The sequence below is a fragment of the Mycobacterium sp. 852002-51613_SCH5001154 genome (genome assembly GCF_001667425.1).
Lineage (GTDB): Bacteria > Actinomycetota > Actinomycetes > Mycobacteriales > Mycobacteriaceae > Mycobacterium.
In genome coordinates, this window is sequence record NZ_LZII01000076.1 from 32175 (window position 1) to 53864 (window position 21690).

The window sequence follows — 21690 nt, forward strand, 5'->3', positions numbered from 1 at the left end:
CACGTCACTCGCAATTAATTTCCTCGTGCCGGGTCCTGCCGCGCTTCCTGCATGAGTTCTCGGGCGCCGAGTTCGAACAACTCCGCGGCGACCGAAACCCCCAGCTCACGCGCCCGGTCGGCGGTGCCGACCCCGGACGCGCGGATCACGTCAGATCCGTCCAGTGCCGCCACGCACCCGCGCAGCGACAGCTCTTCGAAGACTCGGCCTTCCTCATCGATGGACTCGACCACCTCGGCGATCGCGCCCACCGGTGCGGAACAACCGGCCTCCAGTTCGGCCAACAGGGCTCGCTCCGCAGTGACCGACGCACGCGTGTCGGCATCGTCCAACTCCGCCAGCACCGCTACCAACGCATCGCCGGCGCGGCATTCGACGGCGAGCGCGCCCTGAGCCGGTGCTGGCAACATCTGCACCGGCTCTAACGTCTCGGTGACATCGTCGAGGCGACCGAGCCGGGCCAGTCCGGCCCGGGCTACCACGATCGCGTCGAGATCACCATTGCTTACCCTGTTCAACCTGGTATCTAGGTTGCCTCGTAGGGGGCGGATTTCCAAACCGAGACCCAATGCTCTAAGCTGCGCAGCCCGCCGCGGGGACGAGGTGCCCACCAGCGAACCGGCCGGCAACTCCCCGAGCACCAGCCCGTCGCGGGCCACCACCACGTCGCGGGGGTCGTTGCGCGGCGGGATCGCCGCGATGGTGAACCGCGGGTCGTCCGCCGTGGGCAAATCCTTGTGGGAGTGCACCGCGGCGTCCACCCGGCCGTCGTTCATCGCCTCGCGCAGCGCGGTGGTGAAGGCGCCGACGCCCAGGGTCTCGATGGGCGCCGACGAGCGGTCGCCGGCGGTGGTGATGATCACCAGCTCCGCTGGATGACCGTTGGCGATCAAGGCGTCCCTGACGACGCTGGCCTGGGTGGTGGCCAAGAGACTGCCCCGGGTACCTATCCGGATCACGTTCGCCAATCGGCTACTCGGCGGACGGTTCTTGCGTTCCGGCGTCGAATCCCGTTGACATGACGGGCAATTCGCCCGCGGCGACGGCGTCGACGGCGGTCTGGTCGAGTTCGAAGAGTTCGCGCAGCGCTTCGGCGTAGCTGTCCCCGCCTGGGGCGCTGGCGAGTTGTTTGATCCGCACCGTGGGCGCATGCAGCAGCTTGTCCACCACCCGCCGCACGGTCCGCGCCACCTCCTCGCGGTGGGCGCTCTGAAGGCCGGGTAGCCGGTTGTCCAGGCGCAGCAGCTCCGCCTCCACCACGTCGGCGGCGCGCTGGCGCAAGGCCGTCACCGTCGGCGTGACCTCGGCCATGCGCTGGCCCGCCAGGTAGGCGGCGACCTCCGCGGCCACGATGTGGCGCGCGGCGTGGACATCGGAGGCCGCGGCGTGCGCCGACGGCTCGTGCTGCACGCGGTCCACGTCGACGACCCAGACACCGGGCAGACCGGCGACCGCGGGGTCCACATCACGCGGCATGCCCAGGTCGCAGATCACCAGCGGCCGGGTCGACTCGTCGCGGCGCGCGGCGGCCAGCGCGTGGTGCACGTCGGCCAGCGTGACGACCGGGCTCACCGCGCCGGTGCAGCTGACCATGACGTCCGCGTCGGCGACCGCGTCGGCCAAGCGGTCGAGTGACATCGCGTCGGCCTGCACACCGGATTCGCGGAGTTTGCGGGCCAACCGCTGCGCCCGGGCCAGCGACCGATTCAGGACGTGCACGTGCCGGATGCCGGCCCTGGTCAGGTGGGCCGCCGCCAGGGCACCCATCGCGCCGGCGCCGACCAGCACGGCGGTCTTGCCCTGTAGCCCGCCCAGCCGGCGTTCGGCCATGTCCAGGGCGACCGACACCACGGATGCGCCGGCCGCGTCGATCGCGGTTTCGGAATGCACCCGCTTTCCCACCGACAGCGCCCGCTGGGCCAGCTCATGCAGCACCCGGCCGACGGTGCGGTTGGTTTCCGCGGTGGCGTACGCGCGGCGCACCTGGCCGAGCACCTGCTGCTCACCGACGACCGCGGAGTCCAGACCGCTGGCCACCGCGAACAGGTGCTCGACGGCGGCCTCGCTGTAGCGGACGTACGCGTACTTGGTCAGGTCCCCCATCGACATTCCGGAGTGATCCGACAGCACCTGCCCGATTGCCGCCAGCCCGCCGTGGAAGGCATCCACCACCGCGTAGACCTCGACCCGGTTGCACGTCGACAGCACCATCGCCTCGGTCACCAGCGGCGACTGCAACACCCGGTCGACGATCTTGCCCTGATCGGATTCGTCGATGGTGAGTTGTTCCAGGACGGAGACCGGCGCACTGCGGTGCGAAACCCCGAAAAGCAAGACGCTCACGGCAGCATCACCTGGCCAGCTCCCTTGCTTTCTCCAGTAATTGAACTGGTTTCCAAGGTAATCGTTTATCAGGTGGGCTACCAAATAATTGCCCGGCGGCCCTCATCGAGCGAGATCCGCGCGCAGCCGGGGCTCGTCTATGTCCCAGTAACTGTGCTCGCGGCCGTCGAGCAGGATCACGGGCAGCCGGTCGCCGAACTCGGCCCGCAGCGCCGGGTTGCCGGCCGAGGCGGCGGCGTCGACGTCGATCGTCGACAGGTCGAAGCCCAGCTCAGCGGCCAATTCGCCGAGTCGCGCGTGCACGCGTTCGCAGATGGTGCAGCCGTCTCGGGTCAGTAGTTCCACGTGCGGCCGTCGGGGGGCGTCGGTCATGGCCACCAGTGTGGCATCGGTGACTTGTGAGGCCGACTACCAGGCGTTATGTTCCGGCTATGGCCGAGGAAAGTGTGCGCGTTGATCCTGCGGTGATGCAGGGCTTCGCCGTCTCGCTCAGCGGTGCGGCCGAGCATCTCTCGGCCCAGCTGTCCCAGCTCGACGACCAGGTGGGTCAGATGCTGGGTGGCTGGCAGGGAGCGTCGGGGACGGCATACGCCTCGGCATGGGAGCTATGGCATCGGGGCGCCCGCGAGGTACAGCTCGGGCTGTCGATGCTGGCGCGCCTGGTGGGTCAGGCCGGCGAGGGTTATCGGGCCAACGAGGCCGGGTCTGCCCAGGCGGAGCGGGCGGTGCGTGGTGGCTGAGGCGTTCCGGGTGGATCCCCAGGCGCTGGCCGATGCGGTGCAGCGGATGGCGACGTTTCAGCGTTATGCCGAGGACATGATCACCGAAATCGATTCTCGGGTAACGCGTTTGCACACCGCGTGGACGGGTGAGGCCGCTGCGGCCCATGCCGAGGCGCATCAGCACTGGGTGCGCGGCGAGGCGATGATGCGTGAGGCGCTGGCGCAACTCGAGAAGGTAGCCACGACCGCACACGGCAACTACACCGGCGCCATGTCGACGAATCTCGGTATGTGGTCGTGAGCAGATGGCGCCGCTGGCGTGTGATCCGACTGCCCTAGACCGCGGCGGTGCCACGGTGCTCGCCACCGGTGAGTCACTGGGATCGGTGATTTCGGGATTGACTGCGGCGCTGGCCGGCAGTGCGGGCCTGGCCGGCGACGACCCGGTTGGCGCGGCGTTGGCCCGCTCGTACGACAGTGCGGCGGCCAAGGTGATCGAGGCTATGGCCAGTACCCGCAACGGGCTGTGCAGCATCGGCGAAGGGGTGCGGGTGTCGGCGCACAACTATGCGTTGGCCGAGGCGTTGTCGGATGTCACGGGCCAAGCCGCGGGTTTGCCGACGCCGCCGGTGACCGCGCCTATGACCGTAGGGGCGAAGCCGCCGTCGGCGGTGGGCGCCGGTAGCGGCGCCCCAGCGGGCTGGGGCTGGGTGGCTCCCTACATCGGAATGATCTGGCCCAGTGGCGATTCGGCGAAATTGCGGGCCGCCGCGGCGGCGTGGTCCACCGCGGGCGCGAACTTCATGGCGACCGAGACCGCGGCGGGCGGCGGCACGATGGCCGCCATTGCCGCCCAGCAGATTCCGGAGGGAGCCGCCATCAACAGGGCGTTGGCGGATGCCTCCGAGGCCACCATCAACGTCGCACGCCAATGCCAAACGATCGCCGCGCAGCTCAACAGCTATGCCGCGAAGATCGACAAGGTACACGCGGCCATTCTGGATCTGTTGTCGCGCATCTGCGACCCCCTGACCGGGATCAAAGAGGTCTGGGACCTACTTACCGACGAAGACGAAGACGAGATCAAAAGGATCGCCGACGACATCCGCACGGTGGTGAACAACTTTGCCCATGAAGCCGAGACGCTGGGCGGTCAGATCAACGCCACCATTTCGGCCGCGGCCGCCGCCGCAGAGGACATGGGCCGCTGGGCCGATCGCGAGTGGGACCACTTCCTGCACGGGACGCCGGTCGGCAGGGCGCTCAACCAGGTGGGCCAGGCTTTCAAAGGCGTCGGTGAGGAAGGCTGGGGATTTCTCAGAGGGCTGTACGAGATCAGCCCCAACCGGATGCTGCTGGATCCCGTGGGTTACGGCAAAACCATGGCCGGCATGGTTGCAGGGGCCGGGACGCTCGTCGGCCTGGGGCCCGACGGCGGGCCGGGTGTCGCCGAATCCTGGAAAGCGCTGGGCAAGGACGTCACGCACTGGGACGAGTGGGGCTCGAATCCCGCGGAAGCCCTCGGAAAGTCCGCTTTCGACCTGGCAACTTTTGCCTTGCCCGGCGGGCCGCTGTCAAAGCTGGGCAAAGTCGGGCACACCGCGGCGGATGCGCTGAAAGGGCTGAAGAAGCCGCCAGAATTTCCTAAACCGCCAGAGGTCAAGCCGCTGGAATCGAGCCAGCCCGCGCCTGCGGGCAAGCCGGAGCCAGGCAAGCCCGCACCCCCAACCTCGGGCAAGCCGGCGCCCGGGCCCGCTGAGGGCCCCCTTCCGCACAGCCCGACGGAATCGAAGCCGCCGATCGGCGAGAAGCCCCCCGTCGGTGAGCCAGCTAAACCGGCCGCCGTGCCGACGGAGCCGGGCGGCAAGCCGGCGGTGCCCGCGCCGGCAGAGCCGGCGCCGCTACCCCACTCGAAGCCGGCCGATCCGGTGCCAGCCCACGCGCCGCCTTCTCGCGGTGGCGAGCCGGCCGCGCCGGTTGGTCTCCCTTCAGAGCCCACGACTCCAGCAGCGCCGCACCTTCCGACGCCACCTTCCGTGCCCATGGGCGGGGCACCCATCGAAGCACCTCCCGGCGTGGGCGAACTGCCCCCCGGCGGAGAACCCGGCATTCACCCACCCGAGATGCCTGGCCCCCACGATGGCGGTCCTGTTCACCCAGTTGAGAGCGAACGGCCACCGTCAGACCCGACGCCCGGGGAAGCCAATCCGACCGAGCCATCGCCGCCAAAAGACAGTCCGTCACCTAATCACCTGGGCGATCAATTAGCGGATCCGGCGAATCAAGCGCCTGCGCACGGCGACATACCGGGTCGACAGACGATTAGCGGCCATGGTAGTTACGATCCAGATAACGGTCTATTCGTTGTACCCAAAGGATCGAGTATTACGACATTCGCAGAACACGGCTCGACAATCACCGATTCGCTTGGAAATTTGATCGAGACTGGTGGCGACACATCGGGGGTTTTTTCCAAGACATTTCACGCCGGAGAAACAATACCGAACTATACTATTCATCCTCCCGACGGGTTGAATATTTTGGGATCACCATTAACAGTTACGAAGGCTACGTTGATCAGCGAGCTCATACATGAGGGCATGGGAGATATCGATCTTGCGGTGTGCACATACGATCCGTTCAACCCCTCCGGAAAGATTTACCATTTAACAGGAATATACGATAGACTTAATGATAAATTCACGCCTTACGAGAGGTCTCAACCTTGAGCCCGCCAGACGCCGCTAGAGTTGAAGAGCTAATTGATATCGCCGCCGAACAGGAGTCGCAGGAGGCAACTCAGCAGCTCTTTTCGGCTCTTAAAGGCGTCGAAATATTCTTCGCGCGAACGACTGTTCGGCACGAGGGCAAGGAGCTCAACGCAACGCCCCTGCTCCTGCTTCCAGATGGCAAGCACGCCATGATGCTCTACACCTCGAGGGATCACCCGGATTTGCCGGATAAATTTGCAGGTGGCGTCTTCGAGGACGCTCTCGCAGCGGCGAGGGAAATGCCGGATCTCGACTGGGTAATTTTGTCCAATCTCGCCTCAAACTGGGTTGCCATGAATAAGCAGCAGATCTCCGCCGCCCTCCGCGGCGAGCGGCCAGTAATGGTGACCACTCACAACTCCAGTGAGCCGTCACAGGCTAGTGGCGATCTGCTCGAGGATCTGATTACGCGCACCGTCCGCACACCGCAAGAACAAATTCTGCCATCGATCGCATCCGCGCTCCGAGGTCGCGAAGTGTTTGTCGAGTTAGCGAAAGCTCGAAGTGAAGACGGGCAACCAATCATGAAGACGTTTGCCATTGAGCACCTGCCGACTGTGTTACGTGCATATACCACTCGATCACGTCCGGCGATCAGATATGGAGGGATGCAATGGGAAGCGCTCAGAGAAATGGTAAAAGCCGCCGCTCAGCTCAGCGGTATTCAAATCGTAAATGAAGCGGACGACTGGGTAGTGTTCGACCGGGCAGCATTGGGCCTCGAGGCGGGCGACTGAACTCTTTGGGGCCAATGCGCTTGGCGGAGAACCGGCCGATGGGATCGATCGCAGTCTCGACCTCTTTAGATCCTCATCGTTCTTGCATCGGTTCGTGACCCATCGGGTGAGCAGCAGGGGTCATATCTGCAAACACTGCGACGACCAACGCGAGCCACGAGCTTCGAGGAAGTCGGTCCCGCCTTCGCACGTATACGGACCGAAATCGCCGAGCGTGAAGTTAACGTCACACTCGGCATGGAACACTCCCCACATCTCCCGGATAGGGTTGAACACCGGGACCCGCTGGGTCGCCGGGCAACACAGCGATCTAGGAGGTTTGGCGATGACTTCCTCTGACCCGGTCAACGGAGACCTCAGTCGCGTTGACTTGGAGTCGCTGGCCGCCGAAGCCAGCGCCGCACGCGCGCTGGAAGGCCTGCGGGAGGAAACCGCCGCCGAGGATCGCCCGCAGCCGCCGATCGACTTGACCGCGGCCGCCTTCTTCGACGTGGACAACACGTTGGTGCAGGGCTCCTCGGCGGTGCACTTCGGCCGCGGGCTGGCGGCGCGCAACTACTTCACGTACCGCGATGTCCTCGGCTTCATCTACGCCCAGGCCAAATTCCAGATCCTCGGCAAGGAGAACAGCAACGACGTCGCCGCCGGCCGGCGCAAAGCGCTCGCCTTCATCGAGGGCCGCTCGGTCGAACAGCTGGTAACTCTGGGCGAGGAGATTTACGACGAGATCATCGCCGACAAGATCTGGCCGGGCACCCGCGAGCTCACGCAGATGCACCTCGACGCGGGCCAGCAGGTCTGGCTGATCACCGCCACGCCTTACGAACTCGCGGCGACCATCGCGCGGCGGCTCGGCCTGACGGGCGCCCTGGGCACCGTCGCGGAGTCCGTCGACGGGGTGTTCACCGGCCGGCTCGTCGGCGACATCCTGCACGGGACCGGAAAGGCGCACGCCGTCCGGTCGCTGGCCATCCGGGAGGGGCTCAACCTCAAACGGTGCACCGCCTACTCCGACAGCTTCAACGACGTGCCCATGCTGTCGTTGGTGGGCACCGCGGTCGCCATCAACCCGGACGCGCGCCTGCGCACCCTGGCCCGCGAACGCGGTTGGGAGATCCGGGACTTTCGCACCGCCCGCAAGGCCGCCCGAATCGGGGTCCCGTCGGCCCTGGCGCTCGGGGCGGCCGGTGGCGCACTGGCCGCGGTAGCATCCCGGCGGCAATCGCGCTGATAGGCTGCGCCGCTGAGACCTATTCGAGCGGAGAGCGACAGCGGTATGACAATCCCCAAGGGAGCCGAAGGGCTCATCGGCAGCCATTACCGGGCGCCGGATTACTTCCTGGTCGGCCGCGAGAAGATCCGGGAGTTCGCGCTCGCCATCAGGAACGACCATCCGACGCACTTCAGCGAGGCCGACGCCGCCGCCGCCGGGTATGACGCGCTGGTGGCCCCGCTCACCTTCCTCGCCATCGCGGGTCGGCGCGTGCAGTTGGAGATCTTCACCAAGTTCAGCATTCCGATCAACATCGCGCGGGTCATGCACCGCGACCAGAAATTCAAGTTCCACCGGCCGATCGTCGCCGGGGATAGGCTTTATTTCGACACCTACCTAGACTCTGTCATTGAGTCCCATGGCGCCGTGATCACAGAGATCCGCAGCGAGGTTACGGATGCCGAGGGCGAACCGGTGATCACCAGTACAGTCACGATGCTGGGGGAAGCCGCAAACAACGAAACCGACCACGAAGCAACCGTCGCGGCAGTCGCGTCCATATCAGCGGGAAAGTAGGTTTGAATCAATGACGTCACAGGGGGAAACGGGTAGCACCCAGCTCAAGCCACCGGTCGAGAAGGTCCGGTCCCATTACGACAAGTCGAACGAATTCTTCAAGCTCTGGCTCGACCCGTCGATGACCTACAGCTGCGGATACTTCGACGAGAATCCGGACCCGCAGAATCTGACCAAGACGCTGGAAGAGGCGCAGTACGCCAAGCGAAAGCTGGCCCTGGACAAGCTGAACCTCGAGCCCGGAATGACGCTGCTCGACATCGGCAGCGGCTGGGGCTCGACCATGCGGCACGCGGTGGCCGAGTACGACGTCAACGTCATCGGCCTGACGCTCAGCGAGAACCAGTACGCCCACTGTGTGGCCGAATTCGAGAAGATGGACAGCCCCCGCCGCAAGGAGGTGCGGATCCAGGGCTGGGAGGAATTCCCCGGCGACGTACCGATCGACCGCATCGTGTCGCTGGGCGCGTTCGAGCACTTCGCCGACGGCGCAGGCGACGCCGGGTACGAGCGTTACGCCACCTTCTTCAAGAAGTACTACGACCTGCTGCCCGACGACGGCCGGATGCTGCTCCACAGCATCGTGGTGCCCACCGCCGAGGAGGGCAAAGCGATGGGCTTGCAGGTGAACATGACCCTGCTGCGGTTCATCAGTTTCATCCTGAAGGAGATCTACCCGGGCGGAAAGTTGCCCCAGGTCAACCTGGTCGACAAGTACGCGACGGATGCGGGTTTCAAGATCGAGCGACACCACTACATCGGCAAGAACTACGTGCCGACGCTGACCGCCTGGGGGGATGCCCTCGAGGCGCACAAGGAGGAGGCGATTGCCCTCAAGGGCCAGGAGACCTACGACATCTACCTGAAGTACTTGCGGGGCTGCTCGGACTTGTTCCGCGACGGCTACACCAACGTCTGCCAGTTCACGATGGTCAAGTAATCCAAGCGCAAAACGCCCCGAAGCCGTTGGCTCCGGGGCGTTTTCGCGTCAGGAGAGGTTCAGCCGAAGAAGATGTTGCGCCGGCCTGCGAGCAACCGGTACAGCGTCTGCTGGATCGTCTCGCGAACCTGATCGGTCAGCTCGAAGGTGACCATCGGGTCCTCGGCGTCGGAGGCGGCGTAGTCGTTGGTGTAGATGGGCTCGCCGAACGCGATGCGCCACTTCGACGGCAGCGGCACCAGGCCCGCCGGTCCCGCCAGCGGGAACAGCGGCGTGATCGGGAAGTAGGGCAGGCCGAACAACCGGGCGAGCAGCTTCACATCGGTCAGCATCGGATAGATCTCTTCCGAACCGATGATCGAGCACGGGACGATGGGCGCCTTGGTGCGCAGCGCCGCCGTCACAAAGCCCCCGCGGCCGAACCGCTGCAGCCGGTAGCGGTCCTCGAAGCGCTTCCCCAGCCCCTTGTAGCCCTCCGGGAACACCGCGGTGAGTTCGCCGGCGGCGAGCAGCCGGTGCGCGTCCGTCGTGCAGGCCATGGTGTGGCCGGCCTTGCGGGCGGCCTCCCCCACCACGGGCAGGTCGAACACCATGTCGGCGGCGAGTAACCGCAGGTCCCGCTGGGCGGGATGCTCGTCGTGGACGGCCACCGACAACATCAGCCCGTCGAACGGCAGCACCCCGGCATGGTTGGCGACCACCAACGCGGCCCCGTCGCTGGGCAGGTTTTCGATTCCGCTGACCTCGACCCGGAACCACGACCGGAAGAAGAACCTCAGCAACGGCCGGACGATCGCGCTGTTGAAGTGCGCATCGAAGCCGAACTCGTCGACGGTGTAGTCACCCGTGATCCGCTGACGCAGGAAGCCGGCGACCGCGGCGACGCGCTGGGCGAGTTCGTTGAGCGGGGCGTCCGCCGACCCCGCGCCCGCGGCACGCCGATGCTCGTCGATCTCGCGGACGACGGCGGCGAGCTGTTCGGCTGAGGCCCGACCGTGCGGGTCCGAAAGCAAGGAAGGATGCTGGCGAGCTGACTCCGCCCGCTGATCGGCTCGTTTGCGCGCCGCTACCCGACCCCGATTTGTGTGCAGTGGAATGACATTGGCTCTGGTTTCACCAGCCACGATACCTACCTGACCCCACCCCACGGAACTGGATTTCGGCTACCCCAGCGCTGAGCTAAAGATATGGCACGACCCTCCAGGGAGCGTACCCGATGCGGGTCGATAATGGGAGTCATGCCGCGGCCGCGAACGTAGTCGTCGAAAGCCTCGGCCGTCGTCCATTTCGGCTGGTATCCGAGCTCCGAGCGCATCCGGGTGGTGTCCATGACCCGGCCGTAACTCAGGTAGGCGAACTGATCGCGGCTGATCTCGTTGTAGCGATTGGCCCGCCTCAGCGAATCGAGCGCCCAGACGCCAAAACCGGGCACCGGCAATGGAATCCGGCCGGCCCGCCGGATTGCCTGCGACAGCATGATGATCCCGTCGGCGCCGACGTTGAAGGTGCCGGCCTTGCCGGCCATCGCCGCGCGCTCCAGCGCGCCCAGCGCATCCTGCTCGTGCAGCAGCTGCAGGCGTGCGTCGCGACCGAACATCGTGGGCACCAGCGGCCCGGCCAGGTACCGCGACAGCGTGGTGTCCATGGCCGGCCCGATCATGTTGGCCAGGCGCAGGATCGTCACGGCGATGTCGGGGCGGCGCCGGCCCAGGCCGCGCGCGTAGGCCTCGATGTCGAGACTGTCCTTGGCGAAACCACCGCGCAGCGGCCGACGGCTGGTGCTGTCCTCGGTGAACATCACCGGGTCGTGAGCGCTCGACCCGTACACCTCAGAGGTCGACTTGAGCACGACGCGGCGCACCGAGGGCGCCTTCTGGCAGGCCGCGAACAGCTGCATCGCGCCCATCACGTTGATTTCCTTCAACGCCGCGGTGCCACCGGACCGCGGGGCGTACGACGCGGCCGCCGCGTGCACCACGGTGTCGACGTCGCCGTTACGAATCACCTTGGCTATGAAGGGATTACGGATGTCGGCACGGACGAACTCCGCGCGGCCCATGCGGCGCAGCATGTCCTTGCTGGGCGCGATCGCGTCCACCGCGATGACCGCGTTGATCATCGGGTTCTGCGCCAGCCGAGCGGTCAGGTAGCCGCCCAGGAACCGGCACGCACCGGTAACCAGCACAACCTTGGGGTAATGCACCGTGTTGCTCGCGGCGTCGCCGGTTCCGGCGCCATCCCCACTCGACTGATCCACCCAAACAGCCTATCCACCAGGAGAGACCGCGGCACTACGCCGCGGGCGGGCCTACTTGCCGAGTTTTCTGCGCTGCACCCGCGTGCGGCGCAACAACTTGCGGTGCTTCTTCTTGGACATGCGCTTGCGCCGCTTCTTGATTACTGAACCCATGAACTCCGCTATCTGACCCGTGACCTGCTTGCAGGATTGACCCGGACACTTTACCCGGCGGGACGCACCGAACACCAAACCGGCGTCGACGGCCGCCGCGTAACCGCGAAGCGCACCGCTGGCTGCCCGCACACTCCGCGCAAGCAGCCAGTTTCAGGGTCAGCCCGCGTCGAAGTAAGACGTCTCCAGCATGTCGTGCACCGCCTTGGCGTGCACCCGGAAAGACCGCCCGACCCGGACCGCGGGCAGCTCGCCGTTGTGCACCAGTCGATACACCGTCATCTTGGAGACCCGCATCAACGCCGCCACCTCGGCGACCGTCAAGAATTGTGTCCTGCCCTGCTGGCCCTCGCCGGAACCGGCGTCCCGCTTACCAGCGGAATCTCGCGCCGATGGCCCGTTCGTAGACGTCATCGCAACCCAATCGTGTCAGGCCCGCGCAATGCCAGCGGCTTCCCCTCCGCTGGCACCCACACGTGCATACAAAGAGGAGAATAGCGGGACTAATGGGGTTACTGGTACTGGTGGGGGACAATCAGTTCAAAATTTGTGGATTACTCCGATGTAATTCTTAGCTGCTCAGAGCGCGTTTTGGCGGCCTGAACCGCCGCATCCACGGCCGCCCGCAGTCCGCCCTTTTCCAGTTCGCGAAGCCCCGCAGCAGTGGTGCCACCGGGTGAGGTGATGGTCGCCCGCAACTGCGTCGCCGTGGCGTCCACCCGCAGCCCCGGCGCCTCCCCCTCGCCCGGCCGCCGCTCGGCGTCCATTCGTTCCAGCAGCATCGCCGCGGATCCGGCCATCGTCTGCGCCGTCAGGTCGGCGGCCACGTCCCGGCTCAGGCCCGCGGCTACCCCGGCGTCCACCAGGGCCTCGACCATCAAGAAGAAGTACGCCGGGCCGGACCCCGACAGCGCCGTCACGGCGTCCATCTGGGCTTCCGGCACGGTCAGCACGCCGCCGACCGAGTCGAACAGGGCCGAGACGCCCTCGAGCTGCGGGACCGTGACGAACCGGCCCTTGGCCAGCGCCGTCACCCCCGCGCCGACCAGTGCCGCCGCGTTCGGCATCGCCCGGACCACCGGCGTTCCGGCCGGCAGCTTCGACTCGAAATACGAGACGCTGATCCCCGCCGCTACGGTGACGAACACCTGCTCGGCGCTGTCGCTCTCGGACGCGGCGGCCGCCTTCGCCAGCTCCGCCATCACGGGCTCCACATCGCCGGGCTTGACCGCGACCACGACGAAGGATGCGTTCTCCACCGCGTCGGCCACCGAAGTGATCAACACCGAGTAGGTGTCGGCCAGATACTGGGCGCGCTCCGGAACGCGTTCGGCGACCACCAGGTCTTTCACCTGCCGGCCCGCGCGGAGCAGACCCGACAGCAGTGCCTCCCCGATGCTGCCGCCACCGATGATCGCGATTCTTGCCATGCCCGACAGCATCGCAGACAGCGGCGGCTACCCGGCGGCAGGGACCAACGCCAATTGGCGGGCTTGCACCACCAGGCGACCCAGGCTGTCGACGACCGTGTGGTCCTCGTCGAACCAGTCGTGCCCGATCTCGGTGCACGTCGCGATGATTCGCAGCCACCCGTCGGCGGGCAGTCCGCGCAGGAAGGCGGTCAGCTGGACGGTGGGAGCCCAGCCGGTGCGCTCCACGGCGAAGGTGACCGGCGCCGACAGATCCCCGCACATGAGCGCGAACAGCGCGTCGGGAGCCACGCCCCGCGGGCGCGCCCACATCTGGATCACCGGCGGGCCACCGTCAGCGGACGGCCCCAGGGTCGACAGCACCGGACGCACATCGCAGCCTTCGCCGAGGTGCACCAGGCCGGCCAACGGATGCCCGGGCCCGATCGGCGCGATGTCGTCGGGGGGCTCGGGCGCCATCAGGCCCACGACAGGGTTGGCTGACAGCAGCGGCTTGGCATCACCGTCGGGCGGAAAATGTTCCGGCTCGCCGAGGTTGACCACGGCGTGCACCGCGGTGCGGTCGCCCTGGGTGAGCTCGACGTCGACGACGCTGATCCGGCGGCCGCGCTTACGGATCGAGGTCACCAACCGCATCGGGCCCGGATCGGGGGCCCACAGGAAGTTCGCCGAAACCGCGACGGGTTGCTGGGCCGGTTCGAAGCCGGCCGGCGACTCTGCGCCGCAGGCGGTGCGGGCGGCGTTGGCGCAAAGCGCCAGCATCGCGCCGCCGTGCACCTTCGGACCGATGGTCCAGTGCTTGTTGAGCTCACCCTCAAAGACGCCGGGGTCAACCTGCCGCAAGGCCATCGCGGTGGTGAATAACGCGTTCATGGTCTCCTGGGTTATCAGCGCAGCAGGTGTGTGCGGGCGAACTGCAACGATTCGGCGAGCATGCTTTCGCGCTCACTGGCGCTGCGCGCGCTGGATGTGGACACCTCCAGGATGACGTGGCCGGCGAAGTGGCTGCCGGCCAGCATCTGACACACCTCGGCGGTGGGCTGGGTGCCATGTCCGGGCACCAGGTGCTCGTCGGCGGGCAGGCCGCTGCCGTCGCACAGGTGCAGGTGGACCAACCCGCCCCCCATCCGCTGCGCCATGTCCAGCGAGTCGGTGCCCGCGGTCGACGTGTGGGACAGGTCCAGCGTGTAGTGCGTGTGGTTGCCGTCCAGCGGGTCGTACGAGGGCGCGAACGCAGATATCGCCGGCCCCGGGCCGCCGCCACGCCGGCGCATCCGCTCCCGCGATTGGCCGGATCCGAAGAACCGGTCCGCCCGGAACGGGAACATGTTTTCCACCGCGACCATCACGTCGCTCGACGCTTCCAGCTCGGCGACCTGGTCGCTGAATCCGTCGGCGTACCGACGCTGCCAGCGAAACGGCGGGTGCACGACCACCGTCTGCGCGCCGAGTTGCTCTGCCGCCCGCACGCTGCGGTCCAGCTTGGAGATCGGGTTGGCGCCCCACACCCGCTGCGAGATGAGCAGGCAGGGCGCGTGCACGGACAAGACCGGTACGCGATAGCGGCGGGACAGCTTCTGGACGGCGTCGATGTCCTGGCTGACCGACTCGGCCCACACCATCAGCTCGACGCCGTCGTAGCCGAGCCGGGCCGCATACTCGAATGCGGCCTCGGCCCGCAATGGGTACACCGAAGCCGTCGAAAGTCCGACTTTGATAGCTGGGCGCAACGGTCTGTGTGGTCCCGGATCCGCCTAGCCCGACTGCAGCGACAGCGCCAAGGGGCCCAGGGTGATCAGCGACCCCACCGCGACCGCGATCAACGTGCTGGCGATGTCCTCGGTCTTGCGCACCACCCGAACGCCGGCCACCAGGCCCAGGATCACCAGCACCGAGAGCACCAAGGCCACGATGCTGTTCCAGCGCCACAACTGGTCGAAGGCGACGAACAATCCCGCGCCGAAAGCGACGGCCAGAATCGACTGGAACACGACCAGGCTGCCGCGCCACAGCGACTCGAGCCTGCCCTGCGCCGGGTGGACGTCGGTGGCCGCGTCCGCGCGCACGGTCGCGCCGTCGAGGTGATCCTCCTCGCGCTCCTCGTCCGCTACGAATCCGGTGGCCAGCGGGTCTGCGTCGTCTTCGGCCTCGTCGGTCTCGGTGCGCAGGAAGGATCGCACGTATGCCGAGTCCTCCAGTGCGGGTTCGGCGTCGCGGACCTCCGAATCCATCACGTCCACCGGGAGATCGCTGTAGTGGTCCAGCGGGTCGGGATTCATGCCCTCGGCACCGGACTGCCCGGTGCCGTTGGTCTCCCCCGCCTCGACGTGGCTCAGGGGGCGCGGGTACGCGCTGCGCTCAGGCCCGGCCGCCTTGCTGGGTTGCGACGGCGACTTGGGCCAGCGCGGCTCCGGCTGCGACCAGTACGCGGTGGCGGGCTTTTCCTCGGTTTGCTGCTCGGAGGCGGCGACGACGGGTTCGGCGCTGGGCCGTTCGGCCGTGCGGGGGTCCTCTTGGTCGTCACGGATGACCGGAATCTCGCCGGTCAGCTCAGCGACGGTCACCGCGTCGCTGTCGCCGCGCCGCCGGCGCCGGCGCCGCGTGACTGCCGGCGCGCCGATGGTTCCGTTCTTGGCCAGCAGTTCGGCCACCGAGATCGGCCGAGTGCCGGGGCTGTCGGTCTCAGAATGTGGTCCGGTCATGCTTTGTCGCCTCTCGATCGGTTCCCGTCCCGATCACCTGCCTGGCCTCCAGCATCGCGCACGGAACGCTTCATGAGGGGTGTTCCGTCGGCTTCGCTGTCGAGTTTGCGCAAGATGAGACCTTCCCGTAATGCCCACGGGCAGATATCCACCGATTCAATCGACAGCGCTCGCATGCTCGCCTCCGCCACCAGCGCACCCGCCACGATCTGCGGCGCCCGCTCGGCGCTCACCCCTTCCAGTTCTGCCCGGTCAGCGGTCGTCATCCTAGAGATGAAAGATATGAGTTGCCTGAGGCCGTTTGCTGTGAGCGTCCTCTTCGCCCGCGGGCCGGCCGCCGACGGCGCCGCGCCGGTGAGCCGTGCCAGGGAGCGGAACGTCTTGGAGGTTGCCACCGCCAGGTCGGGGGCACCGGCTTCCAGCACGGTCACGGCGGCATCGGCGAGCTCGGCGTCCAGCCAGTCCCGCAGCATCCCCACCCGGCGCCGGCCGGGCGGATCGTCGGGCAGCCATTCGCGGGTCAATCGGCCGGCACCCAGCGGCAGCGACAGGGCAACCTCGGGCTCCTCGTCGACGCCGCTGGACATTTCCAGCGAGCCGCCGCCGATGTCGAGGTTGATGATCCGCCCCGCACTCCACCCGTACCAGCGGCGCACGGCCAGAAAGGTCAGCCGCGACTCGTCGACGCCACTGAGAGCCTCCAGCTCGACACCGGTTTCTTTGCGGATGCGGGTGAGCACGTCGTCGGAGTTCACCGCGTCACGCAGGGCGGACGTGGCAAAGGCCATCAGCTCGGCGCAGCCCGAGCTGTCCGCGATCTTGGCGAACTCGTCGATCGTGGAGATGAGTTTCTCGGCGCCGCGCTTGGTGATCTTGCCGGAGCTGTCGATGGACTCGGCGAGGCGCAGCGTGGCCTTGGTCGAACTCATGGGCGTGGGATGCCCACCACGGTGCGCATCAACCACAAGCAGATGCACCGTGTTGCTGCCCACGTCGAGCACGCCCAATCGCACGGGAAACAACCTAGTCGGCGAAGATGCTGCCCGCTGTGGAGGTTGCCGATGTTGCGGCGTCGGGCCCCGAGTGTCAGCAAGCCGAAGAGCCGGAAGCGTCGACTAACGTGGACCCGTGGCGAATCCTTATCCGGAGCCGGGGCACGAGGTCGAACTCGACTTCGCCCGTGAGTGGGTGGAGTTCTACGACCCGGACAATCCCGAGCACCTGATCGCGGCGGACCTCACCTGGTTGTTGTCGCGCTGGACATGCGTGTTCGGCACACCCGCTTGCCACGGCACGGTGGCCGGCCGCCCAGACGACGGATGCTGTTCGCACGGGGCGTTCTTATCCGACGACGACGACCGTGCCCGGCTCGACGACGCCGTGCAGCAGCTGACCGACGAAGACTGGCAGTTCCGCGAAAAGGGCTTGGGCCGCAAGGGATATCTGGAGCTCGACGAGCACGACGGGCAGGCCCAGTACCGCACCCGCAAACACAAGGACGCCTGCATCTTCTTGAACCGGCCCGGCTTCCCCGCCGGCACCGGGTGCGCGCTGCACAGCAAAGCCCTCAAGCTGGGCGTCGCGCCGTTGACCATGAAGCCCGATGTCTGCTGGCAGTTGCCCATCCGGCGCAGCCAGGAGTGGGTGACGCGGCCCGACGGCACCGAAATCCTCAAAACCACTGTCACCGAATACGATCGGCGCGGCTGGGGCTCCGGGGGTGCCGACCTGCATTGGTACTGCACCGGCGACCCCGGCGCCCATGTCGGCGCCAAGCAGGTGTGGGAGAGCATGGCCGATGAGCTCACCGAGCTGCTCGGCGCCAAGGCCTACGCGGAACTGGCGGCGATGTGCAAGCGCCGCAGCAAGTTGGGGCTCATCGCGGTCCATCCGGCGACTCGCCTCGCCGAGTAACTTCAGTCTTGTTGTACGACAACACCATTCGCTGTGCGCTGGCGTGCAGGTAGTCCTCCACCGCCGCGGCCGCCCCATCCTCGTCGCCCGACAGCACGGCGTCGGTGATGGCACTGAGGCCGGCTACCACGGGCGCGGCGTCGTCATAAGCGGCGGTGAGGTCGTGCTCTCGGCCGCCGAAGGCGTGCTCGACCCAGCGGTACAGCAACACCAGCGCGCGGTTGCGGCTGTGATGGATGAGCACCCGGAAGTAGGCGAGGTCGGCAGCCTGGCGCGCGGCCGCGCTGTCGGCCTCGCGAACCGCGGCCAACGCGGCGCGTAGGGCCTCGGCATCCCCGCGGGCGCCGTGTCGCGCGGCCGAACGGCCGATCAGCGGGCCCAGGGCCGCCCGGATTTCGAACAGTTCCACCAGGAACTCGGGGCCCAGTTTGCGGACCAGCGCCTCGACGACCGCGGGGTGGGTGAGCGCCTGCGGGTCGGCGACCACGTTGCCGCTGCCGTGGCGGGCCTCGATCAGGCCCATCTGCTGCAGCCTGGCCAGACCCTGCCGCAGCGACGTGCGGTTGACACCGAGCTGTTCGGCCAGTTCGCGCTCGGGCGGCAACGCCGATCCCGGCGGAAACGCCCCGTCGAGGATGGCGTCGGTGATGGACGCGGCGATCTGTTCATCGACGCGTTGGCGGTCGGGCGGGCGCAGCGGAGTTGACTGGTTCATTGGCTCAACCAATATAGTGGACGGACCCACGGAAGGTGAGCAATGGACGGCGAGATGCGATCGGCGGCGGCCCCGCGCTGGCGCGGCAAGGCCGGGCGCCTGGAGGTCTGGTACGCCACCCTCTCGGATCCGGTGACGCGCGCCGGCCTATGGGTGCACTGCGAGACGGTGGCCCCGCTGGCCGGCGCCGACGATGCCTACGCGCACGGCTGGGCCACCTGGTTTGCCCCCGACGGGCCGCCACGCACCGAGCGGTTCGGGCCCGTGCCCGCCCGGCCCGCCGCCGGCCCCTGGTGGTTCGACGCCGAGGGCGTGCGCGTGGGTGACGAACGGCTGAGCGGACGCGCCGGGTCACTCGCCTGGGATCTGTCCTGGACCGACACCGGCGCACCGCTGTGGACGTTTCCCCGCGCCGCCTGGGAGCGCGAGCTGCTGCCGGGCGCCCAGGTCGTCCTGGCCCCCACCGCCGACTTCACCGGCTCACTGACCATCAACGACGCCGCCGCGCGCATCGAGGGGTGGCGCGGCGGCGTCGCCCACATCTACGGGCACGGCAATGCCAAACGCTGGGGATGGGTCCATGCCGACCTCGGCAATGGCGACGTGTGCGAGGCGGTCACCGCCGTATCGCACAAGCCGGGCCTGAACAGGCTGGCGCCGCTGGCGTTCGTTCGATTTCGGATCGACGGAAAGGATTGGCCTGCAAGCCCTTTAACAAGCCGCCTGCCGTCACTGCGGATGCGCACGACGCTCGGCGTGGCGCACTGGCAGCTGGAGGGACGCATCGGCGGTCGCCGGGTGCTCATCCGGATCGACCAGCCGGCGGAGCGGTGCGTGAGCCTGCAATACACCGATCCCGACGGCGGCAAGGCGGTGTGCACCAACACCGAACAAGCCGACGTCCACATCGAGATCGACGACCGGCACTGGTCGGTGCTGGGCACCGGGCATGCCGAGGTGGGCTTGCGCGGCCGCGCGGCACCCGACGTCAACGAAAGGATTCCGAAATGAGCTTTCTGCTGGACCCACCACTGCTATTTGCCTCCGGCGTGCTCATCGAGCGGCGGCTGCCCGCCGACCGTCGCGATGTCGCCGAGGCCGCCACGCTGGGTGTCTTCTTCGGCGGGTCGTTCGGGCTGTACAACAACGTCCCCGGATTGGGATTGTTGTGGCGGCCCTTCCGTGCCCGCAATGGTCGCGACTTCATGTGGAACAGCGGGGTTTTCGGCGTGAATACCGCTGAAGCGGACTGGCCCCTGCACGCCGCGGCGGGCGCCATCTTCGCCACCTATCCGTTCTTCATCAAGATGGGCCGCCGGCTCGCGCGGGTGATATGAGCCTGGTCGCGTCGTTCGGGAGCGCCCTACTACCGGAGGAATATGGCGGCCCGACACCGCCCGAGCTGACCGATCGCGTCGAGCGATATCTGCGGCAGCTGCCGACGACATCGCGGGTCGCGATGCGCGCCGGGATGTTCGCGCTGGCCGCGGCGAGCTACGTCACCACCGGCCGGTCACTGCCCCGGCTCGGCCCCGATCGGCGCGAGCAGGTGGTGCGGCGCGTCGCCGCGCTGAGCCCAGACGCCGGCGCGGCCGTCGAGGCCATGAAGGCGGTTGTGCTCTTGGCCAACGGCGCGGAAACCTATGCGCCGGAACTGCTTTCGCATGCCAAAGAGCACGGAACGGCCCGGCGCGACGCGACGTTGAACGTCGTCTCCTCGGCCGAGAGCGGTTCGGTCGTCACCGCGGATGCGGTGATTGTGGGGTCCGGTGCCGGCGGCGCGATGGTGGCCCGCACCCTGGCGCGGGCCGGGCTGGACGTCGTCGTTCTCGAGGAGGGGCGCCGGTGGACGGTCGAAGAATTCCGCACCACTCATCCCATCGACCGCTACGCCGGGTTGTACCGCGGCGGCGGGGCCACCATCGCCCTCGGACGTCCGTCAGTCGTGCTGCCCATCGGGCGGGCGGTCGGCGGCACCACGGTGGTGAACTCCGGCACCTGCTACCGCCCGCCGGCAGAAGTGCAGCGGCGCTGGCGTGACGAGTTCGGGCTCGCCCTGGCCGATTCGGACCGGCTGACCGAGCGCCTCGACGACGTCGAGCACACCCTGCGGGTCGCCCCGGTGCCGCTGGAAGTCATGGGCCGCAACGGGCGGCTGCTGCTGGACGCCGCCGCCACACTGGGCTGGCGGGCGGCGCCCATTCCGCGCAACGCGCCGGGCTGCGAAGGCTGTTGCCAGTGCGCGATCGGCTGTCCCCGCAATGCCAAGTTCGGCGTGCACCTCAACGCGCTGCCCGAGGCGTGCGCGGCGGGTGCGCGGATCATCTCCGATGCCCGCGTCGAGCGGGTGTTGCATCGGCACGGGCGCGCCCGGGGAGTGCGGGCCCGCCGGGCCGACGGCACGGCCCTGGACGTCCTGGCCGACACGGTACTCGTGGCGGCCGGCGCCACCGAAACGCCAGGGCTGTTGCGGCGGAGCGACTTCGGTGCGCATCCGCGGCTCGGCCGCAACCTGGCGCTGCATCCGGCGACAATGCTCGCCGGACGTTTCGAGGACGACGTCGTCGCCTGGCACGGGGTGCTGCAAAGCGCCGCGGTTCACGAGCTTCACGAATCACACGGCGTGCTGATCGAGGCGACATCGACCCCACCCGGCATGGGTTCGATGGTGTTTCCCGGCTATGGCGCCGAGCTGCTCGGCTGGCTGGACACCGCACCCCGGGTGGCGACGTTCGGTGCGATGGTGGCCGATCGCGGCGTCGGCTCGGTGTCCTCGGTGCGTGGTGAAACGCTGGTGCGCTACAACATCTCCCGCGCCGACATCGCCAAGCTCGTCGTCGCAATCGAGGCCATGGGCCGGCTGTTGTTCGCGGCGGGCGCGACCGAGGTGCTCACCGGTTTACCGGGGGCGACGACGGTGACGTCGCTGCCCGCCCTGCAGGACGCCCTGCGCCGTTGCGACCCAAAAGGCTTGCACCTGGCCGCCTTTCACCCGACCGGCACGGCCGCAGCCGGTGTCGACGCTCAGCTCTGTCCGGTCGACGAGACCGGGCGGCTGCGCGGCGTGGACGGGGTATGGGTCGCCGACGCCTCGATCCTGCCGAGCTGCCCGGAGGTCAACCCGCAGGTGTCGATCATGGCGCTGGCGTTGGGCGTGGCCGACGAAGTGCTGAGCGCACGCAGCTGATCGAGCGCCAGACCTGTCACCGTTGCCATG

Annotated in this window: 23 protein-coding genes and 1 pseudogene; 11 read left to right on the top strand and 13 right to left on the bottom strand. The window is 67.6% G+C overall.

Annotated elements, in window-relative coordinates; translation table 11 throughout:
• Positions 1-14: 14 nt before the first annotated feature.
• From hemC to A5750_RS19980, 3 genes and pseudogenes are all read right to left on the bottom strand, one after another.
• Complete coding sequence (gene hemC / locus A5750_RS19970; protein WP_067265204.1) at positions 15-959, bottom strand: hydroxymethylbilane synthase; 945 nt, start codon at positions 957-959, stop codon at positions 15-17.
• 13 nt (positions 960-972) lie between these two features.
• Positions 973-2343, bottom strand: a complete 1371-nt coding sequence (locus A5750_RS19975) for a glutamyl-tRNA reductase (RefSeq protein WP_066956410.1) — start codon at positions 2341-2343, stop codon at positions 973-975.
• Between the two features lie 7 nt (positions 2344-2350).
• Positions 2351-2715: pseudogene (locus tag A5750_RS19980) on the bottom strand (glutaredoxin family protein).
• Between the two features lie 59 nt (positions 2716-2774).
• Here A5750_RS19980 and A5750_RS19985 point away from each other — a divergent pair.
• The 7 genes from A5750_RS19985 to A5750_RS20015 all read left to right on the top strand — a co-directional run bounded on the left by A5750_RS19985 (position 2775) and on the right by A5750_RS20015 (position 9302).
• Complete coding sequence (locus tag A5750_RS19985; RefSeq protein ID WP_066956405.1) at positions 2775-3083, top strand: WXG100 family type VII secretion target; 309 nt, start codon at positions 2775-2777, stop codon at positions 3081-3083.
• Positions 3076-3366, top strand: a complete 291-nt coding sequence (locus tag A5750_RS19990; protein WP_066956658.1) for a WXG100 family type VII secretion target — start codon at positions 3076-3078, stop codon at positions 3364-3366. Before A5750_RS19985 ends, A5750_RS19990 begins: the two co-directional genes overlap by 8 nt.
• A gap of 4 nt (positions 3367-3370) precedes the next feature.
• Complete coding sequence (locus A5750_RS19995; protein WP_067265178.1) at positions 3371-5794, top strand: putative adhesin; 2424 nt, start codon at positions 3371-3373, stop codon at positions 5792-5794.
• Positions 5791-6573, top strand: a complete 783-nt coding sequence (locus tag A5750_RS20000) for a hypothetical protein (protein ID WP_067265180.1) — start codon at positions 5791-5793, stop codon at positions 6571-6573. The genes A5750_RS19995 and A5750_RS20000 overlap by 4 nt, the downstream gene beginning before the upstream one ends.
• A 325-nt stretch (positions 6574-6898) precedes the next feature.
• Entirely contained in the window at positions 6899-7804 is a 906-nt protein-coding gene (locus A5750_RS20005) for an HAD family phosphatase (RefSeq protein ID WP_066956399.1), read from the top strand.
• Between the two features lie 45 nt (positions 7805-7849).
• Positions 7850-8362, top strand: coding sequence for a MaoC family dehydratase N-terminal domain-containing protein (locus A5750_RS20010; RefSeq protein WP_066956395.1), 513 nt, complete (start codon positions 7850-7852; stop codon positions 8360-8362).
• Between the two features lie 10 nt (positions 8363-8372).
• Complete coding sequence (locus A5750_RS20015) at positions 8373-9302, top strand: cyclopropane mycolic acid synthase family methyltransferase (RefSeq protein WP_066956393.1); 930 nt, start codon at positions 8373-8375, stop codon at positions 9300-9302.
• Between the two features lie 59 nt (positions 9303-9361).
• Here A5750_RS20015 and A5750_RS20020 read toward each other — a convergent pair whose 3' ends face one another.
• From A5750_RS20020 to A5750_RS20060, 9 genes are all read right to left on the bottom strand, one after another.
• Complete coding sequence (locus A5750_RS20020) at positions 9362-10450, bottom strand: lysophospholipid acyltransferase family protein (protein ID WP_197505475.1); 1089 nt, start codon at positions 10448-10450, stop codon at positions 9362-9364.
• Positions 10432-11559 (bottom strand): SDR family oxidoreductase, encoded by a 1128-nt coding sequence (locus A5750_RS20025; RefSeq protein WP_066956389.1) that lies wholly within the window; start codon positions 11557-11559, stop codon positions 10432-10434. Before A5750_RS20025 ends, A5750_RS20020 begins: the two co-directional genes overlap by 19 nt.
• Positions 11560-11610: 51 nt before the next feature.
• Positions 11611-11712 carry a 30S ribosomal protein bS22 gene (locus A5750_RS25520; RefSeq protein ID WP_003402602.1) on the bottom strand — a complete coding sequence of 34 codons (102 nt, stop codon included), beginning with the start codon at positions 11710-11712 and terminating at the stop codon, positions 11611-11613.
• A 159-nt stretch (positions 11713-11871) separates the two neighbouring features.
• Positions 11872-12126 (bottom strand): cell division/environmental response transcriptional regulator, encoded by a 255-nt coding sequence (locus A5750_RS20035; RefSeq protein ID WP_066956383.1) that lies wholly within the window; start codon positions 12124-12126, stop codon positions 11872-11874.
• A gap of 140 nt (positions 12127-12266) precedes the next feature.
• Entirely contained in the window at positions 12267-13142 is an 876-nt protein-coding gene (gene proC, locus A5750_RS20040; protein WP_197505476.1) for a pyrroline-5-carboxylate reductase, read from the bottom strand.
• A gap of 27 nt (positions 13143-13169) precedes the next feature.
• Positions 13170-14015 carry a thioesterase family protein gene (locus tag A5750_RS20045; protein WP_066956376.1) on the bottom strand — a complete coding sequence of 282 codons (846 nt, stop codon included), beginning with the start codon at positions 14013-14015 and terminating at the stop codon, positions 13170-13172.
• A 14-nt stretch (positions 14016-14029) separates the two neighbouring features.
• Entirely contained in the window at positions 14030-14872 is an 843-nt protein-coding gene (locus A5750_RS20050) for a sugar phosphate isomerase/epimerase (RefSeq protein WP_066956373.1), read from the bottom strand.
• 24 nt (positions 14873-14896) lie between these two features.
• Positions 14897-15844 (bottom strand): hypothetical protein, encoded by a 948-nt coding sequence (locus A5750_RS20055; RefSeq protein WP_066956370.1) that lies wholly within the window; start codon positions 15842-15844, stop codon positions 14897-14899.
• Positions 15841-16857, bottom strand: a complete 1017-nt coding sequence (locus A5750_RS20060) for a Ppx/GppA family phosphatase (RefSeq protein ID WP_067212902.1) — start codon at positions 16855-16857, stop codon at positions 15841-15843. Before A5750_RS20060 ends, A5750_RS20055 begins: the two co-directional genes overlap by 4 nt.
• Before the next feature lie 115 nt (positions 16858-16972).
• On the opposite strand from A5750_RS20060, the gene A5750_RS20065 reads away from it, so the two are divergent.
• Positions 16973-17758, top strand: a complete 786-nt coding sequence (locus tag A5750_RS20065; RefSeq protein WP_066956364.1) for a hypothetical protein — start codon at positions 16973-16975, stop codon at positions 17756-17758.
• Here A5750_RS20065 and A5750_RS20070 read toward each other — a convergent pair.
• A complete protein-coding gene (locus tag A5750_RS20070) occupies positions 17721-18473 on the bottom strand; it encodes a FadR/GntR family transcriptional regulator (RefSeq protein WP_066956360.1) in 753 nt (250 codons plus the stop codon). The two genes, A5750_RS20065 and A5750_RS20070, sit on opposite strands and share 38 nt — an antisense overlap.
• A 42-nt stretch (positions 18474-18515) precedes the next feature.
• Here A5750_RS20070 and A5750_RS20075 point away from each other — a divergent pair, with 42 nt between their 5' ends.
• The 3 genes from A5750_RS20075 to A5750_RS20085 are packed head-to-tail and all read left to right on the top strand — an operon-like array spanning position 18516 to position 21660.
• A complete protein-coding gene (locus tag A5750_RS20075; RefSeq protein WP_066956357.1) occupies positions 18516-19484 on the top strand; it encodes a hypothetical protein in 969 nt (322 codons plus the stop codon).
• Positions 19481-19810, top strand: a complete 330-nt coding sequence (locus tag A5750_RS20080; protein ID WP_066956354.1) for a hypothetical protein — start codon at positions 19481-19483, stop codon at positions 19808-19810. The genes A5750_RS20075 and A5750_RS20080 overlap by 4 nt, the downstream gene beginning before the upstream one ends.
• Complete coding sequence (locus A5750_RS20085; protein WP_066956352.1) at positions 19807-21660, top strand: GMC family oxidoreductase N-terminal domain-containing protein; 1854 nt, start codon at positions 19807-19809, stop codon at positions 21658-21660. Before A5750_RS20080 ends, A5750_RS20085 begins: the two co-directional genes overlap by 4 nt.
• Positions 21661-21690: the final 30 nt, after the last annotated feature.

What these genes read in the sequence shown, in the direction of transcription:
- A5750_RS20010 (WP_066956395.1), top strand. Translation starts at nt 7,850, where the DNA reads ATGACAATCCCCAAGGGAGCCGAAGGGCTCATCGGCAGCCATTACCGG.
- A5750_RS19995 (WP_067265178.1), top strand. Translation starts at nt 3,371, where the DNA reads ATGGCGCCGCTGGCGTGTGATCCGACTGCCCTAGACCGCGGCGGTGCC.
- A5750_RS19985 (WP_066956405.1), top strand. Translation starts at nt 2,775, where the DNA reads ATGGCCGAGGAAAGTGTGCGCGTTGATCCTGCGGTGATGCAGGGCTTC.
- A5750_RS20015 (WP_066956393.1), top strand. Translation starts at nt 8,373, where the DNA reads ATGACGTCACAGGGGGAAACGGGTAGCACCCAGCTCAAGCCACCGGTC.
- proC (WP_197505476.1), bottom strand. Translation starts at nt 13,142, where the DNA reads ATGGCAAGAATCGCGATCATCGGTGGCGGCAGCATCGGGGAGGCACTG.
- A5750_RS20075 (WP_066956357.1), top strand. Translation starts at nt 18,516, where the DNA reads ATGGACGGCGAGATGCGATCGGCGGCGGCCCCGCGCTGGCGCGGCAAG.
- A5750_RS25520 (WP_003402602.1), bottom strand. Translation starts at nt 11,712, where the DNA reads ATGGGTTCAGTAATCAAGAAGCGGCGCAAGCGCATGTCCAAGAAGAAG.
- A5750_RS20045 (WP_066956376.1), bottom strand. Translation starts at nt 14,015, where the DNA reads ATGAACGCGTTATTCACCACCGCGATGGCCTTGCGGCAGGTTGACCCC.
- A5750_RS20055 (WP_066956370.1), bottom strand. Translation starts at nt 15,844, where the DNA reads ATGACCGGACCACATTCTGAGACCGACAGCCCCGGCACTCGGCCGATC.
- A5750_RS20070 (WP_066956360.1), bottom strand. Translation starts at nt 18,473, where the DNA reads ATGAACCAGTCAACTCCGCTGCGCCCGCCCGACCGCCAACGCGTCGAT.
- A5750_RS20035 (WP_066956383.1), bottom strand. Translation starts at nt 12,126, where the DNA reads ATGACGTCTACGAACGGGCCATCGGCGCGAGATTCCGCTGGTAAGCGG.
- A5750_RS20085 (WP_066956352.1), top strand. Translation starts at nt 19,807, where the DNA reads ATGAGCCTGGTCGCGTCGTTCGGGAGCGCCCTACTACCGGAGGAATAT.
- A5750_RS20005 (WP_066956399.1), top strand. Translation starts at nt 6,899, where the DNA reads ATGACTTCCTCTGACCCGGTCAACGGAGACCTCAGTCGCGTTGACTTG.
- A5750_RS20080 (WP_066956354.1), top strand. Translation starts at nt 19,481, where the DNA reads ATGAGCTTTCTGCTGGACCCACCACTGCTATTTGCCTCCGGCGTGCTC.